Origin of the sequence: Geminocystis sp. M7585_C2015_104, from assembly GCA_015295805.1 — a bacterium.
In the GTDB taxonomy this organism is placed as follows: domain Bacteria; phylum Cyanobacteriota; class Cyanobacteriia; order Cyanobacteriales; family Cyanobacteriaceae; genus DVEF01.
The window spans coordinates 1-15057 of the sequence record DVEF01000037.1 but is presented as its reverse complement, the minus strand read 5'-3'; the positions used below and the strand labels follow the sequence as shown (position 1 = coordinate 15057).

Genomic DNA, 15057 nt, shown 5'->3' with positions numbered 1-15057 from the left:
CCCTGTTATGATTCATCAAGCACCAGCAGGGGCGAGGGATTTACTACCCCTGGAAGTGGCGCAAAAGAGTTGGATAAACGATCGTCTTCAGGAGGTATTTCAACGTTGGGGTTATAAACGCATAGTCACATCCACTATAGAATGGGTGGATACCCTCCTGGCTGGTGGTGCGATTCAACCGGAAATGATAATCCAGCTGGAGAATGCCGGTGAAGGCAGGTTGGGATTACGCCCAGAATTAACTGCCTCCATCGCTAGGGCCGCAGTCAACCGCCTTAAAAACCATTCTATCCAAAGACTCTGCTATCGTGCTAACGTTTTTCGTAATCCTCCCGCAGGTCATCATGGAAAACAATTAGAATTTTATCAGGCTGGGGTGGAGTTGTTATTTGTTGACGGCGTCTTGGCTGATGCTGAAATTCTACTCCTTCTTAAGGATTGTTTGGAATATCTGGGCATTACAGACTGGCAATTACTCCTGGGAGATGCTGGCCTAACCAACTCCCTCCTGGAGATTTTTCCTCTCCCCCAACGCCCTCAAATCCGTCGTTGTCTCGCCCATCTGGATAGGGTTACCCTGGAAAAATTAGATTTGGAACCTCATTTAAAACAAAAGGCACTACAACTGTTTGACCTGCGTGGTAACCCTATTGAAGTGTTGGCGAAACTGTCTCAGTGGGATTTGGCTTCGTCGGCGGCTAAGGCTATTAGTCATCTGGAATCCCTGATGGAGTTGATATATCACACCACTGACAACTCTTTCCCCATCATCTTAGACTTGAGTCTGGTAAAATCCTTCGATTACTACACAGGTATTGTTTTTGTAGTGATAAAAGTAATGGACAACAAACCCTATGTACTGGGGCAAGGGGGAAGGTATGATCAACTGTTAGCCCTTTATCATCCTGAGAAGAAACCATCTCCGGGTATCGGTTTTTGTTTTAATATCGAGGATTTGCATCACTGCCTTCGAGATAATCCCAATTTGCCGAAAACTATACCCCCCAGTGATTGGCTTGTTATCCCTACCTCACAACAGGCTTCAAAACAAGCTTTTGCCTACGCCCAAACTTTACGTCGCGCACCCCACATGGTTAGGGTAGAATTGGAGTTGAAAATGCGCACCCCAGGGGAGATTCGACAATATGCTAAACAGGAGGGTATTAGTTACCTGGCATGGGTGGATGAAAAAAGTCAGGTGAGGGTGGAAATGGTACAATCCTAGAGACAACCGGTTACCAACTATGAAAAAACTGTCTGAAGAGTTGAAAGACTATTTTTTCTCCCAAAAGAGGGGGGAAACTGTCTCTTTAAAGGAGGTATTGGAAATAGCCGGGGAAAGACTGTTTGGTTTCCTGTTTGTCATTCTTTCCCTCCCCTCCGCACTGCCACTACCCGCACCGGGTTACTCCACCCCCTTTGGCATTGTTATATTCCTTCTGGCAATTCAATTCATAGCCGGTGCCTCTATCCCCTGGTTGCCCAATAAAATGCTCTCGGGTAAAATGAAGACTGACACGGCCCGTAAATTTGTGGAGTTGGCAATACCCTGGCTACGTCGTCTGGAGACTATCACTAAACCCCGTCTAACCCATGTATGTACGGGTTGGGGAATGAGAGTCATAATTGGACTGGCTATTGCCTTAATGGCCATTTCTATGATGATACCCATTCCTGGCACCAACACGGCGCCGGCAATGGGGATTTTTGTCACTGCCTTCGGTTTACAGGAGGATGATGGCTTTATTGTCTTGGCGGGGTTGACAATTTGCCTGTTGGCGGGGATTGTTTCCACCTCTATCATCATGGCTACTGTTTGGGGTGGTGTGAGTCTGGTAGATTGGTTAAAACACAGTCTAGGCAAATAGAATTAACCGGCTGTCATGGCTTGTTTCTTTTCTGCTTTCAAATCCCTCATACTCATCGCCTCTATATCCGCCTGTAGTAGTGTTTTCCCCGTTGCCGCCAGATACACGTCATCCAAACTGGGGCGGGATTGACTAATACTGAAAACAGGTAGATTCATCTCCGTTAGTGTTTTTTCTATGGTGGTGAGGGCATTATTTCCTGGTGTTACAATTAGATTTAGGGAATTCCCCTCAGCAGCGTTTATAATAATCTCCTTGACAAAGGGCAGTTGAGATAGCTTTTCTTTTGCTGTTTTCGCTTCCTCAGCCGGTGTAAACTCTCTAATTCTCACAGTAACACGCTCCCCTCCTATTCTGTCTTTTAAATCAGAGGGAGTGCCTTCTGCAATTACTCTACCTTGGTCAATAATAACAAGACGGTCTGCTAAAGCATCAATTTCTTCCAGGTAGTGGCTGGTGAGTATAACAGTAGTGCCTTCTTGGCTTAACTGTCGCAGGAAATCCCAAATTATTTTTCTACTTTCAATGTCTAATCCCACCGAAGGCTCATCTAAAATCAATATTTGGGGTTTATGTAGCAAGCCTGCCGCCAAGTCTAAACGTTTTTTCATACCCCCAGAATAGGTGCCTGTCTGACGGGATGCATACTCTTGTAATCCCAAAAGCTGTATTAATTCATTTATCCTCTCCCTGGCAGTTTCTGGAGGCAGATGGTATAGACTTGCCTGTAAACTCAACAATTCCCTTCCAGTTAAGATCTTATCTAATGCCACCTCTTGTGCTACATAACCTATTTTCTCTCTAACCACTCTTGGCTGACTTATTGCCGAAACCCCATCTATCCAAATCTCCCCCTCGTCTGGTTTTGCCAGGGTGGTGATACATCTTATTGTCGTTGTCTTACCCGCTCCATTAGGTCCTAATATACCAAATATTTCTCCCCTGTTTACTGTAAAGGATATACCTTTGAGGGCTTCTATTTGACCGTATTTTTTTTTGAGATTTTTTACTACAACTATACTGCTCATGTGCTTTTCCTGTCACCCATTTCACTCATTTATTGTAGCCAAACCCAGCATAAGGACTACAAGGGGGCTGGTGGTGGGAAATATTCATAGCTAGCCTGTGACTAATACCCTTACTATTCCCAGAAATCCTATGATTATTGGATTTATCTTACTGTTTACTCCCTAAAAACCCCCTTTTACCTCTTCAAAGCGTTTATTTACATCATCTCTTTGGTGCACTGGTTTTACACTTTTAGCCTTCCCACTTCAGTCTTAACTTCAGTGAGGCATTGCTGGATTCTTTCCACTTTTTGCCCCACATTATCTATTTTCCTGTCTAGCTTGCTAAACAGTTTAGCTCTTCTTATCCCTATACTGGCACTTTTTCTGACATAGAATTGAGCTTATATCTAGAGGAAGTTGACGATTTTTATATTAGTTTTGTTTCTCTCATAAGGGGCGGGAATTTACTATAAAAATCCAGAATTGCTCTCAGGAAAATTTGTTGAATGTTGAGGTATTTAAACTCCATCAACATGGAGAGGGAATACAACCCGGAATTCGGTTATAATGCCGCTATTACCTCGCACATGCATGTTAAATCCCCTTACCGCGCCAGGCAACTGTTACACCATTTTGTATATTTACTGTAAATATTCCCGGTTTTGTCAACATCCCCAGTTGGAAATAGATTTGAAACTTCATGAAAAATATTAGAAATTTCCCCGGAAGATTTCTACCATACTTATGGTGAATTTCTACTGTGGGAGGGAGAAACGAAGAGAAAAATGGTGGCAAGGGAGAAATTATAGTTTAGTCTACAGTGGGATAAAGACAGGGGCGAGGGTATATGGCAAAAAGAAGACTATATCCCGCTGGCAGACAGCAGGGGGCAACAGGAATAGATTAAAATTATAGTCTGCGGGGGAAGACAGACAAGAAGATGTAGTGATAAGGGGGATTGTAGTTTACAATGGCAGGCAAGAAAGTGTGATGAAAAGGGAATTATAGTCTACGGGAAAAGGCAGACAAAAACACCGGTAGCTGGGGGAAAATTTTCATTTAGTCCATAGTGGTAGACAAATGGGGGAGGTTATACTCTTAAGGGGGGGTAATTATAATCTAGTCTTGTATAAAGTGGGAGAAAAATAGGGGAATATGACAAAGGGAAAGGCAGGGTAACGACTTCCCTATTCAACTCCCAAACGCCACCACAGAGGGGTCAAATTTCTACTTTGGCTCCTAAAATTTTAATAAATTCCGCCAACCAACGGGGATGGGCTGGCCAAGCGGGTGCGGTTACTATATTTCCGTCTACTACTGCCTCCTCATATGGTACACTAACATAGTCCCCACCGGCTAGTTTTACTTCTACACTACAGGCGGGATAGGCAGTGCATTTTTTGCCCTTTAAGGCTGAATTGGTGGCTGCCAACAACTGCAATCCATGGCAGATGGCGGCTATGGGTTTGTTGTTGTTCACAAAATGCTCTACAATCTCTACTACCCTGCTGTTGAGACGGAGATATTCTGGTGCCCTTCCCCCGGGGATTACTAGGCCTATATAATCATTGGGGTTAATTTTGTCAAAATCGGCGTTTAACTGGAAATAATGCCCCAGTTTCTCACTATAGGTTTGATCTCCCTCTTCAAAGTCATGCACGGCAGTTTTTACTGTGTCTCCCGCTTTTTTCCCTGGACAAACGGCATCTACCTGGTATCCTAGCATTTGTAGTGCCTGGAATGGCACCATAACTTCATAGTCTTCCACAAAATCTCCGGCAAGTAACAGAATCTTCTTACTCATAAGCCTCCTGCTGTAAGTTCTATTCCATCTATTAAACCACACAGGCTAATAATCCTTCATGCCGTTAGTACTTTTTAGGTGGAAACAATTGCCAGTGAGTGGCTATAAAGGGGAGTTTTATCTTTCTGGTATAACAATCCTCCCTCAAGGCTGACACCTGCTAGTAGGGTGGTGGAGGAAATTTAATTTCCCTACTGTGATGGTTTTTCTCTCTCAAATCCCTCAAAAAGGGGTGGTAGTTTTCAGGTGGAGACAATCGCCAGTAGCTGGGTGTAAAAATCTAATCTCTCTGGCATGAAGGTATAATCGCGGAGAATTATCGTCTTTCCTGCCATAAATCCTATCTCCCTTGATGGCTACCCCCAAGCCGGAAGCGCAATGTATCCTCAACTGGTGAGTCCTCCCTGTATAGGGTATTAATTGCAAACGTGTTTCGGAGGAGGTAACTTCCAGGAGACGGTAACTGGTAATACTGGGTTTGCCTTTTAGCCAGTTAACCTCTTGTCTTGGACTTGTTAGGGGGTTTGCCCACAGTGGTAAACTAATTATACCCTCTTTACTGTCAATAACCCCGTCTAGGATTGCCTCATATATCTTTTCCACCTGTCTGTTGGCAAATAGTTTTTGTAGGCAACCAAGAATTTCTTTCTTCTTGGCTAGGACTAATATTCCCGAGGTGTCTTTGTCTAACCGATGTACCGCTGTAATCTCTTCGTAACCAGGTTTCCTTGAAAGACGGGCTACTACACTATCATAATGCTCAATACCCCTACCTGGCACGGAAGGTAAACCGCTTGGCTTGTCTACCACCAAAAGATACTCATCTTCATAGATAGTGGGGATGGAAAGAGGGGGGTATTGTTTTGGCAAAGGGGAAAGATTAGACAGGCCCGATAGTAGAAATCCTAACAGAGGTTGGCAACGTTCTTTACAAGCTGGGTAGAATTTTCCTGCTACCTTTTCCCCATTGGGGGATGTTTCCCCCCACCATACCTCAGCCATGGCAATAGGAGTCAATTGGTTAACAGCCGCATGGTGGAGTAGTTTTGGCGCGCAACAGTCTCCCGTGCCCGTAGGTATAAATTCTTTCCCCAAGATTCTGCCTACACTCAGGCTTTCGCCTGCAAAGTTGGTTATGGTGTAACCTATTTGCATTTGTTTCTGTAGTTTTCTTGACAGTTCTTTCCTTTTGCTTTTCAACTCCATTATTTCTGCATCCGCCTTACCTATTTCTAGTTTTAAAGGTTCTAATTTTTCTTTCCATTTTTGCTTAAATTTCCTTCTTTCCCAATCATCTTTCCTGCTTTCATTGTCTAATTGTAATATTTTTTGCTCGATTTGTTCCCTAGGCAATGACGAATTTCTTATAGCCTCTCTCTTTCTATCTCTTTCTTCTTTTTTCTGGCGGTGCAGTTTTCTTAACTCTTCCCATTCTTGTTGAAATTGTTGGTTTAATTGTTCGTAATCACGACGGACTGGTAAATTCTCTAACTCAATAATCCGCCATTTTATCTCATTTAATTCCTTGAGTGTCACTTTTTCAGCGAAACGCAACAAGGAGGAAGAGGGTATTTGACTCACCCATCCTGTTTTTTCTCTTTTCCCATTCCAGAAGCCGGAAAAAGCCTTTATAACCCCCATGTTTCCCTCTGTATCTTTGACAATTAGAATGCCTATCATCTTACCTTTAGCCACTTTCAGATTAGCTTCGTCTAACTGTCGACATAGACTTAGGGCTATTTTTTCTGCTAAAACTGTGCGTGGTAGTTTTAGTTTTTTCCCGGTTTTTGGACAAATCCCTTCATAGTAGTAGGTAACTTTATTAGCATCGGGGTGATTAATTTCTTCTTCCCCCACAAAGTCTGTCAGGGGGTGTATTGTTTTTTCCAACTTGTTTTCACTCATATTTGCTGATGTCTTTACCCGTTATTCTTACACCTATTTACTGGTTGTGGCTTACGGGTTAAACGATTAAAAGTAGAGACTGATAGAATTGTACTATTTTTGTTGGCCAAATGTCTTGTCTTCTTGATTGTGTTTGTGGTTCAAAAATGGCTGGAGCTTTAGGATTATACTGGTTTATGGTCTTCAAAGAAATGGCATTTGAAATTTCACAAAGCCATGCTGCCTAAACAATATGCCATAGGGATGACAAGGAGGAAGGAGGGGATTTTAATTCTCTTTTTCACTTTATAGACTTGATAAGTTTAAGAGGAAATTAATTTAGCAAAGTTTTGTCTACAGAAACTGCCTACTTCACAGGATAAAAGAGGGGTATAAAAAACATCTCCTTGCATCTTTTCGCAACCAAGACTTAGAAGTATCTCCCTCTGTGTTGGATTATTTACCCCCTCGGCTATCACCTCCAACCCCAGGGAATTGGCCAATTTTATAATACCAGATACTGTTATTTTCGCATGGGGGTCCAACTGCATACTTTCCACTAAGGAGGGGGGGATTTTTATTCGCTTAACCCTTAAAACATCTAACATTGCCTGGAAAGTTTCGCCGAATGCCATATCCCATAGACAGACATCCAGGGGTAGATTTTTCAGGAAACTTCCCTTGGTTTCTATTTCTTTTTTGCCCCATGAAAGTGGTTGACAGACTAAGTCTAATTCTATAGGCAGATAGTTTTCTTCCTCGGATAGTAAGTCGTTTATAAGGCTGACCGTGTGGGGGTTAAATAGGGTGGAAAGCAACACTTTGATGTTAACCCTCAAATCCCATCCCCCGCCACTGTTAATTCCCTGCCAGGATTGATAGTCTCTAATAACTTCCTTTAAACACCATTTTAATACCTTGGCGTCGCTGTTTACTTCCCTTATGGCCTTTAAAACTTCAATTTCAGATATGAATTCGGTTTCTGTTTCTATTCCCAGTTGGGTGGTAAATCCGTGTAAATTTCCTGTCTTGGCATTGACAATGGGGGTATATCTCAACTGTAAATTATTTCTTTCTATGGCGGAGATAACAAAACTATTCACCTTTTGGCGATATTTGTGCTCGTTCAAAATCTCCTGATAGTAGATATAACTATTCCCTGAGTAGTTGTAACTGAAATCCAAGGCTTTACCTGCATTTTTTAGCAACTCAGGCAGAGTTTTTCCGTCATCAGGGTAGATAGAGATTCCCATATTTACGCTGAAAATAATAGTCTTGTTGTCGACGACAATTGGTGTTTCTATTCTTTTCAATAGTTTCTGAATAATATTTTCCACTTCCTCTTTATTCCTAACTTCTTCTTTTAGGATTATGTATTCATCCTCCGAGTAGCGGCTTAGACAATCTAGGGAGGATAAAGACTCTTTTAGGACGGTTATCCACGTCTGTATTGTTTTATCATAAACTCCCTTTTCTCCATCCTCGATTTCGTTGGCAATTTTTAGCCAGTTGTTTATTTTTATTCTGATGACTGCTATTTTATTGGAACTAACACTGTTGAATCCTGATAGCCAGGCGAATTGTTTCTCCAGAAGATTTTTGTTAGGTAAGTTGGTAGGAGAGTCATGACACACTTGGTATTTTAAAACCTCTTCCAGTTTCCTGACTTGACTCACATCCTCCACAGACATCAAGACACATATTTTGCCATTGTAGTTAACCGGCACAGATTTAACAACTACTGGGAATGGTTTTTTGTTTTTGCCTATATGAAAAGACTCTCGATACCCTGCCACTGGATGTTTCTTCAGCACAAGGTTATTGTAGGCGAATATTTCCCTTTCTAATAATTCTATTTCTGTCAACTTTATGCTGGTAATTTCCGCTGGAGTGTAACCGGAGAGTGAACAATAACTACTGTTGGCCCTAATAATCTTATTGTCATCTAGGTTTGCCAGAATAATTCCCTGGGATACTATCTCAAAAAATTCCAGCCTTTCGTCGCTAATTTCTGATAGAATATAGGGGTCATAGCCCTTGGCATTTGCGAGGTTTTCTAAACTGAAACTGTCGTCATTTTTACGGTTGGAACCACTGTAGAAACTCTTATCCTTGGGATTAAACAAGTCGTATTTCGCCTTTACATCCATTCCCCCCAAAAAAATAATATCCCCTGGTGACAACAAGGCACAGGTGCATTTCCGTCCATTAACATAAATACCATTGGTGCTTCTGTTGCCTAGAAAATCCCCATCTACTATCCAGAAAACACTATTTTTTTCTTGGGGATTCAACATGTTTTGATATTGAAGTCGGATAAGATGGGCATGGATACGGGACACTATGCGGTGGTGACAAAAGATAGTATTCGTGGAATTCCTGCCCAAAGAATGAATATTTCTATCCAGAAAAAAAGTTTTTTTCCAACTGCCACATTCCACTATGAGTATGGGTTTTACCGACAAATCATTCCCAACCATTAACCTTTTTGCCTTTCCTTTTCCTATAATCTGAAGATAACATAAATTGTTGAGGAAAATCGCTACAATATTATTGTAGGCTCAGAAATCTACTTGCCCCGCTAGGGGGGTTAAGGGCCAGAATCCTAAGGGAAGAAAGTAAAGACAATGGGGGTAATGAGTAGCTGTATCTTGTTAGAGTGTCGCCCAGACAGTTACAGACAATGGTATCAAAAGGGGGAAGAATTTAGGCGTGACGGTTATCTTCAGGAGGCTTTATTCTGTTACAACAAGGCAATAGAATACTATCCTGAGGACTATTATGCCTGGTATTATCGCGGCAAGGTTTTAGAAGAGATGGGAGATTACTCCCAGGCAGTAACCAGTTGGAGAGTCGCCTGCCAGATAAAGCCAGACAATTATTGGGGATGGTATGAATGGGGTTGCCTACTACAAGATAAACTGGACAAGCTACAAGAGGCGGAATTCTGTTTCCTTAAGGCTTTAACTGCTAAACCAGATGATTATTGGGCTAATTATCGTCTAGCTAGAGTCAATATTTCCAAGAAGAAATACCTTGTGGCTTTGGATTATCTTAACAAATGTTTACGACTGCGTCCTAGAGACTATTGGAGTTACTATTGGCAGGGATTCTGTCGTCAACAGTTAGACCAGTGGTGCTATGCTAAGTGTAGTTACCAGGAGGCGTTGAGAATCAAACCCGGTGACTATTGGACGATTAAACAGTTAGCGGCGATAGCAGAAAAAGAGTGCTCTTACAGGGAAGCCATAGGGTATTATAGGCAATTGTTGTCTTTGGGGGAAGAGGAGGGAACAGTATATCAGAAGCTGGCTACCTACAGTCTAATTCTAGGGGATAAGAGCACTGCTGAACTTTACCAACAGAAACTGGCGGCAATCAAGAGTCACTCTCTTTTTCCGGGGGAAAATGGCGGGTGATGAAGTCATAAAATTTCTGCCACAGTTGTGGGTTTCGCCATCCTCTCTTTACCTCTTCAGCCATAATAGCTAGAGATGTAGCCGGGGTATAGGCTGGCTTGTAACGACGTTTGTGGGTTAAGGCGTAGTAGATGTCCACCATCTGAAATACCTGGGCCAGATAGGGTATTTCATCCCCTACTAACTTGTCGGGGTAGCCACTACCATCCCATCTTTCATGGTGGTGACGGATTATTTCTAGCAATTTTGGGCGGTGACTGAGGGATTTACAGATATTTTCACCTACTATTACATGCTGATGTATAATTTCTCTTTCTGCCGCTGTCAGTGGTTCTGATTTTAATAGTATATGGTCTGGGATAGTTAATGTGCCAATATCATGAAGATAGGCGGCATAAACCAAGTCTTCAATGTCAGTTTCAGACAACTGTAAATATTCCCCAAAACCCCTTGCCAGATTTGCCAGTTGGAGGCAACTGTCAGTATCGTAGCCACTCCTCACCTCATTCATCAAGGCTAGGGTGAGTAACACCTTTTGGGTTTGATTTAGTGTATCTTGCAGCCGTTTTTGTTGAATCAGGTTTTTGAGTTTTGGATAGAGGGAAATTCCATCCAGTGGCTTAACAATTATTTCTTCTACTCCTATTTTCAGGGCTTTTTGACGCAGGTGGGGATTCTCCTCCAGACATGTTATAATGAGGGGTATATAACGGGTATTAGGGTCAGACTTTAGATTCCTTGCCAACTGTAGGCCGTCTTTTCCTCGCATTGACTCTTCGGCGATAATCACATCCGGTTGTTGCTGGAGGGCAGTTTGCATGGCCTTCGTGCTGTCGTCCACTTCAATTACCTCATGGCCTTGATATTGGAGTAGCTCTACAGCATGTAGTAGACTGAGGGGGTTTTCGTCCACCACCATGATTTTGGCTACTATAGCGGGGTGGGTTTTTATTTCTGTTGTGCTTAATTTTTGTAAATGTTGGCATGGAATCATAGTTGCCAATCGCCCCTACACGATTTGCCCTCAGTCTTATTTTTATCTTTTCTTCTCCATTATCCATCAGTTAATTTACGTATTTTTCTTGGGAGAACCACCTTTTTCTCCACTTACTTGTTGTTTCCAAACTACTTAGTAGTTGTTCTTTCCTGCGTCTTTCTATTATAATTTCCCGGCTATCTCTTAGGCAGGGGTCGCGATAGGGCACGGCCGCCTTGGTATTAAGATGTTCCAGTTCCATCTGAGACAATGGGGGCAATAATTCTTTGTTATAACTAGCTATTGTTCCCGGTGTACGTCTCCCTACACAAAAATTTACACCTATATTTAATCCGACTATTTGCAGGGCATTACGCACAGCCGCTGCTGCGGAATAGGTAGCAATTATTCCGTTAAAATCAAGACAATTGGCCACTAGGGACAAGAATTCCACCGTCCAAAGTTGGGGGCATTTAGGGGGAGAAAAGGGGTCTAAAAAAACGGCATCTGCTAGCCAATTTTTAGCTACCACAGATTGAATAGTTTGTCTGGCGTCTCCAATAATTAAAGTTATGTTTAAGTTGGGGGTTATTACTTGTTTCTTTTCAACTAGGGTTGTCAGGATGTAAGAAATTTCCGGAGGCCAAGGAGACAATAAACCAAAATCCAATGCTTGGCGGGGTACTGTTTCATCTAATTCTAAGGCAATTATTTCCAAATGGGACTCGGGATAAAAAGTGAAAAGGTAGTCAATGGCTGCGGCCGTATTGTATCCCAGTCCATAGCAAATATCCAGAATCTTAATTTGTTTTTGCTTGTGGAATTTTTCTGGTAGGCGACATCCTTTGATGTAGGTTATTTCCGCCTCGCTTTTTGCCCCATATTTGGTGTGGAAGGTTTCGCCAAACTCCTCCGAATAAAAAGTTTTTGAGCCGTCTGCTGTTACAATTGTTTCTAGCTTTCCCATATACATTTTCCCTCCCTTACTGGCAATGGTTATTATAGTCTAATCTTCTTCTTTTTCCCTAGTTTCCCCTGGAAGGGTTTTTAATATTTTCTTAATTATTCCCCCATCCCTTCTGGGGGTTATTGGTAATCAAGGGTGAGAATGATGGCTTTGTAAACAAATAGTTAAAATGGATAAATTCTTGTTAAGAAAAATAATAAATCGCCCCATGTTGACCTCATTGGTGTTAAAAGAAAAGGTAGAATTGTTGTTGAGGGCTTTGACCCATTGTTTAGAAAATCTTAAAAGAATATATAAAACCGAGCCCAATCCTGGTCGGGGGCTCGAACTTTCAGTTAAATTAGAAGTTGGTTTGTTGTCACTGCTCCTAGTACCAAGATTGTGTATTGAGAATTACAAGAAAATAAAGTAAAAAACGGTACGGGGGAAGGGCAGTGATGGCAAACCGGAGAGTACTAAAAAGAGGAGTTATCACATGAATCCAACCAGCGGTACTGCAGACTTCGGCCCCGAAGAATTATTCCGGGAAAAAGAGGAAGACTTGAACAAAGTCATGGCCTATTTTTCCCAGGATGAGGAAGAGGAGGGCTCCTCCGGCAGAAGAAGAAGGGGGGTGGAAGACTCCGTGGGGTCATTTTTCAAGGAAATGGCCCGTTACCCCCTCTTGACCCCCGAGGAGGAGTTGAGTCTGGCCCAAGCGGTCAAATTCTTGACGGAGTGTGAGGAGAAACAACAGGAATTACACCGTCAGTTGGAGAGGACTCCCACTAAATTAGAATTGGCCAGGGCAATGGGGCTGGAAAATGAACGGCAGTTGGAGAGTCGCCTGTATAAGGGCAGGATTGCCAAGAGGAAAATGATTCGCTCCAATCTGCGGCTGGTGGTGTCCATTGCTAAACGTTATTTGAATCGCGGTGTCCCCTTTTTGGACTTGATTCAGGAGGGGGCTATTGGTTTGAATCGCGCCGCCGAGAAATTTGACCCCAACAAGGGTTACAAGTTTTCCACCTATGCCTACTGGTGGATTCGACAGGCCATAACCCGCACTATTGCCAATGACTCCCGCACTATCCGTCTTCCCATTCACATAGTTGAAAAACTCAACAAACTCAAAAAGGCTCAACGAACTTTGAAACAAAGATTGCAAAGACAACCCACAGAGGCTGAAATAGCCGAGGAGATGGGGGTTACAACTCAAGCACTACAACAGTTATTACAACTGAAGAAACAATCCCTATCCCTTAATCACAGGGTGGGTAAGGGGGAAGACACAGAGTTAATGGAATTGTTAGAAGATCCTAACACCATTTCCCCCGAGGAGAAAATCAACGAGTCTATGTTACACCAGGAACTTGTCTCTGTGCTTAGTGATGTTTTGAGTGAAAGGGAGAAAGAAGTGATCATTTTGCGCTACGGTTTGAATAGTTCTAAAGCTCACACCCTTGAAGAGGTTGGTAGGATTTTTGACTTGTCTAGAGAAAGAGTGAGACAAATACAAACTAAGGCTATGCGTAAGTTGAGGAGGCCACAGGTAGCCCGACGTCTCAAGGGCTGGCTCTCCTAATCCCTTTTCCGTCGAGCTTTTTGTTTTTCGATTTTCTTCCTTGATTTCCTCTTTTCCTCTTCATTTTTTTCATTTTTTTTTTTTCTTTATTGTATTTGGACTTGGTGTTGTGGGGGACTTCTCTAACTAGTAGCAATTTTGGATAAGATCAACAGAAAGATAGCAATTACTAGTTGGAGTCAAGCTAATCTTTATCATGCAAAACGAAGGGATCAAACTGCCTCGCACTAGTGAATCAGAGAGACTGAAGAGAATTCGCCACACCGCCTCCCATGTAATGGCAATGGCAGTGCAAAAACTCTACCCCCATGCCCAAGTCACTATAGGCCCCTGGACTGAAACTGGATTTTACTATGATTTTGACCTGCCTGAACCTCTGACAGAGAAGGATTTGAAGGCGATTCAAAAGGAAATGGTTAAGATAATCAACCGCAAGTTGCCTGTTATTAGAGAGGAGGTAACTAGAGAGGAGGCAGAAGCCCGTATCCGTCAAATAAACGAGCCCTACAAGCTGGAAATTTTGGAGAGCATTAAGGAAGAGCCTATCACCATTTATCATATTGGGGATGAGTGGTGGGATTTGTGTGCTGGGCCTCACTTAGAAAACACTGGGGAGTTGAATCCTAAGGCCATCGAATTGGAGTCTGTGGCGGGGGCCTATTGGCGCGGCGATGCTAGGAATAAACAGTTACAGAGAATATATGGTACTGCCTGGGAAACCCCAGAACAACTGGCAGAATACAAGAGACGTAAACAAGAGGCTCAAAAACGAGACCATCGCAGGCTGGGGAAGGAATTGGGACTGTTTATTTTTGCCGATTCTGTAGGCCCGGGATTGCCCTTGTGGACGCCAAAAGGTACTATCCTTCGTCACACCCTAGAGGAGTTTTTAAGACAAGAACAAATCAAAAGGGGCTATCTTCCAGTGGTCACCCCTCATATTGCCAAGGTGGAGCTATTTAAAACCTCTGGCCACTGGCAAAAGTACAAGGAGGATATGTTCCCCATGATGGCGGAAAGTGAAGAAGACGCTCTCAGGGAAATAGGCTTTGTCCTCAAACCCATGAACTGCCCCTTCCACATCCAAATATACAAAAGTCAAATTCGCTCCTGGCGGGATTTGCCCATGCGTCTGGCGGAATTTGGCACTGTGTATCGTTATGAACAGTCGGGGGAATTGGGGGGACTTACCCGCGTTAGGGGCTTTACCGTTGATGACTCTCATATTTTTGTAACTCCCGAGCAGCTGGAGTCGGAGTTTCTCAATGTGGTTGATTTGATTTTATATGTGTTCAAAGTTTTGCGTCTCAATAAATTCAAGGCTCGTCTCAGTTTCCGGGACCCGAATTCTGATAAGTACATAGGTAGCGACCAGATATGGGAAAAGGCGGAAAGTGCCATCCGTAACGCCGTCCAACACCTAGGAATGGAGTATTTTGAAGCCCCCGGAGAGGCGGCCTTTTATGGCCCTAAACTGGACTTTATCTTCCAGGATGCCCTTGAGAGAGAGTGGCAGCTTGGTACAGTACAAGTAGACTACAACCTCCCAGAACGTTTCGACTTGG

Annotated in this window: 13 protein-coding genes; 7 read left to right on the top strand and 6 right to left on the bottom strand. The window is 42.9% G+C overall.

Going from position 1 to position 15057, the window contains the following annotated elements; all coding sequences use genetic code 11:
* Positions 1-7 precede the first annotated feature (7 nt).
* Positions 8-1225 (top strand): ATP phosphoribosyltransferase regulatory subunit, encoded by a 1218-nt coding sequence (locus IGQ44_03920; protein HIK37121.1) that lies wholly within the window; start codon positions 8-10, stop codon positions 1223-1225.
* Between the two features lie 19 nt (positions 1226-1244).
* Complete coding sequence (locus IGQ44_03915; GenBank protein HIK37120.1) at positions 1245-1868, top strand: exopolysaccharide biosynthesis protein; 624 nt, start codon at positions 1245-1247, stop codon at positions 1866-1868.
* 2 nt (positions 1869-1870) lie between these two features.
* Here the strand turns inward: IGQ44_03915 and IGQ44_03910 are convergent, their stop codons facing one another.
* The gene (locus IGQ44_03910; GenBank protein ID HIK37119.1) at positions 1871-2896 is read right to left on the bottom strand and encodes an ATP-binding cassette domain-containing protein; all 1026 of its coding nucleotides are present in this window, start codon (positions 2894-2896) and stop codon (positions 1871-1873) included.
* A 488-nt stretch (positions 2897-3384) separates the two neighbouring features.
* Between IGQ44_03910 and IGQ44_03905 the strand changes: the two genes are divergently transcribed.
* Both IGQ44_03905 and IGQ44_03900 read left to right on the top strand, forming a co-directional pair.
* Positions 3385-3528, top strand: a complete 144-nt coding sequence (locus tag IGQ44_03905) for a hypothetical protein (protein ID HIK37118.1) — start codon at positions 3385-3387, stop codon at positions 3526-3528.
* A 94-nt stretch (positions 3529-3622) separates the two neighbouring features.
* Positions 3623-3793 (top strand): hypothetical protein, encoded by a 171-nt coding sequence (locus tag IGQ44_03900; GenBank protein ID HIK37117.1) that lies wholly within the window; start codon positions 3623-3625, stop codon positions 3791-3793.
* 304 nt (positions 3794-4097) lie between these two features.
* On the opposite strand, the gene IGQ44_03895 is transcribed toward IGQ44_03900, so the two are convergent.
* The 3 genes from IGQ44_03895 to IGQ44_03885 form a co-directional block, all read right to left on the bottom strand.
* Positions 4098-4682, bottom strand: coding sequence for a DJ-1/PfpI family protein (locus tag IGQ44_03895; GenBank protein ID HIK37116.1), 585 nt, complete (start codon positions 4680-4682; stop codon positions 4098-4100).
* A gap of 222 nt (positions 4683-4904) precedes the next feature.
* Complete coding sequence (locus tag IGQ44_03890; GenBank protein HIK37115.1) at positions 4905-6587, bottom strand: RluA family pseudouridine synthase; 1683 nt, start codon at positions 6585-6587, stop codon at positions 4905-4907.
* A 302-nt stretch (positions 6588-6889) separates the two neighbouring features.
* Positions 6890-9046 (bottom strand): EAL domain-containing protein, encoded by a 2157-nt coding sequence (locus IGQ44_03885; GenBank protein HIK37114.1) that lies wholly within the window; start codon positions 9044-9046, stop codon positions 6890-6892.
* Between the two features lie 156 nt (positions 9047-9202).
* Here IGQ44_03885 and IGQ44_03880 point away from each other — a divergent pair, with 156 nt between their 5' ends.
* Positions 9203-9985, top strand: a complete 783-nt coding sequence (locus tag IGQ44_03880; protein HIK37113.1) for a tetratricopeptide repeat protein — start codon at positions 9203-9205, stop codon at positions 9983-9985.
* Here the strand turns inward: IGQ44_03880 and IGQ44_03875 are convergent.
* Positions 9945-10979 (bottom strand): HD domain-containing protein, encoded by a 1035-nt coding sequence (locus IGQ44_03875; GenBank protein ID HIK37112.1) that lies wholly within the window; start codon positions 10977-10979, stop codon positions 9945-9947. The two genes, IGQ44_03880 and IGQ44_03875, sit on opposite strands and share 41 nt — an antisense overlap.
* Before the next feature lie 70 nt (positions 10980-11049).
* Entirely contained in the window at positions 11050-11928 is an 879-nt protein-coding gene (locus IGQ44_03870; protein HIK37111.1) for a hypothetical protein, read from the bottom strand.
* Between the two features lie 475 nt (positions 11929-12403).
* On the opposite strand from IGQ44_03870, the gene IGQ44_03865 reads away from it, so the two are divergent.
* Positions 12404-13492, top strand: coding sequence for an RNA polymerase sigma factor, RpoD/SigA family (locus tag IGQ44_03865; protein ID HIK37110.1), 1089 nt, complete (start codon positions 12404-12406; stop codon positions 13490-13492).
* 196 nt (positions 13493-13688) lie between these two features.
* Positions 13689-15057, top strand: a 1369-nt coding sequence (locus IGQ44_03860; protein ID HIK37109.1) for a threonine--tRNA ligase, incomplete at its 3' end; no start/stop codon positions are given.

Bases quoted from the DNA above. Each gene is read 5' to 3' on its own strand.
- IGQ44_03890 (HIK37115.1), bottom strand. From the start codon at position 6,587: ATGAGTGAAAACAAGTTGGAAAAAACAATACACCCCCTGACAGACTTT.
- IGQ44_03920 (HIK37121.1), top strand. From the start codon at position 8: ATGATTCATCAAGCACCAGCAGGGGCGAGGGATTTACTACCCCTGGAA.
- IGQ44_03915 (HIK37120.1), top strand. From the start codon at position 1,245: ATGAAAAAACTGTCTGAAGAGTTGAAAGACTATTTTTTCTCCCAAAAG.
- IGQ44_03870 (HIK37111.1), bottom strand. From the start codon at position 11,928: ATGGGAAAGCTAGAAACAATTGTAACAGCAGACGGCTCAAAAACTTTT.
- IGQ44_03895 (HIK37116.1), bottom strand. From the start codon at position 4,682: ATGAGTAAGAAGATTCTGTTACTTGCCGGAGATTTTGTGGAAGACTAT.
- IGQ44_03865 (HIK37110.1), top strand. From the start codon at position 12,404: ATGAATCCAACCAGCGGTACTGCAGACTTCGGCCCCGAAGAATTATTC.
- IGQ44_03885 (HIK37114.1), bottom strand. From the start codon at position 9,046: ATGGTTGGGAATGATTTGTCGGTAAAACCCATACTCATAGTGGAATGT.
- IGQ44_03880 (HIK37113.1), top strand. From the start codon at position 9,203: ATGAGTAGCTGTATCTTGTTAGAGTGTCGCCCAGACAGTTACAGACAA.
- IGQ44_03905 (HIK37118.1), top strand. From the start codon at position 3,385: ATGTTGAGGTATTTAAACTCCATCAACATGGAGAGGGAATACAACCCG.
- IGQ44_03875 (HIK37112.1), bottom strand. From the start codon at position 10,979: ATGATTCCATGCCAACATTTACAAAAATTAAGCACAACAGAAATAAAA.
- IGQ44_03900 (HIK37117.1), top strand. From the start codon at position 3,623: ATGGTGAATTTCTACTGTGGGAGGGAGAAACGAAGAGAAAAATGGTGG.
- IGQ44_03910 (HIK37119.1), bottom strand. From the start codon at position 2,896: ATGAGCAGTATAGTTGTAGTAAAAAATCTCAAAAAAAAATACGGTCAA.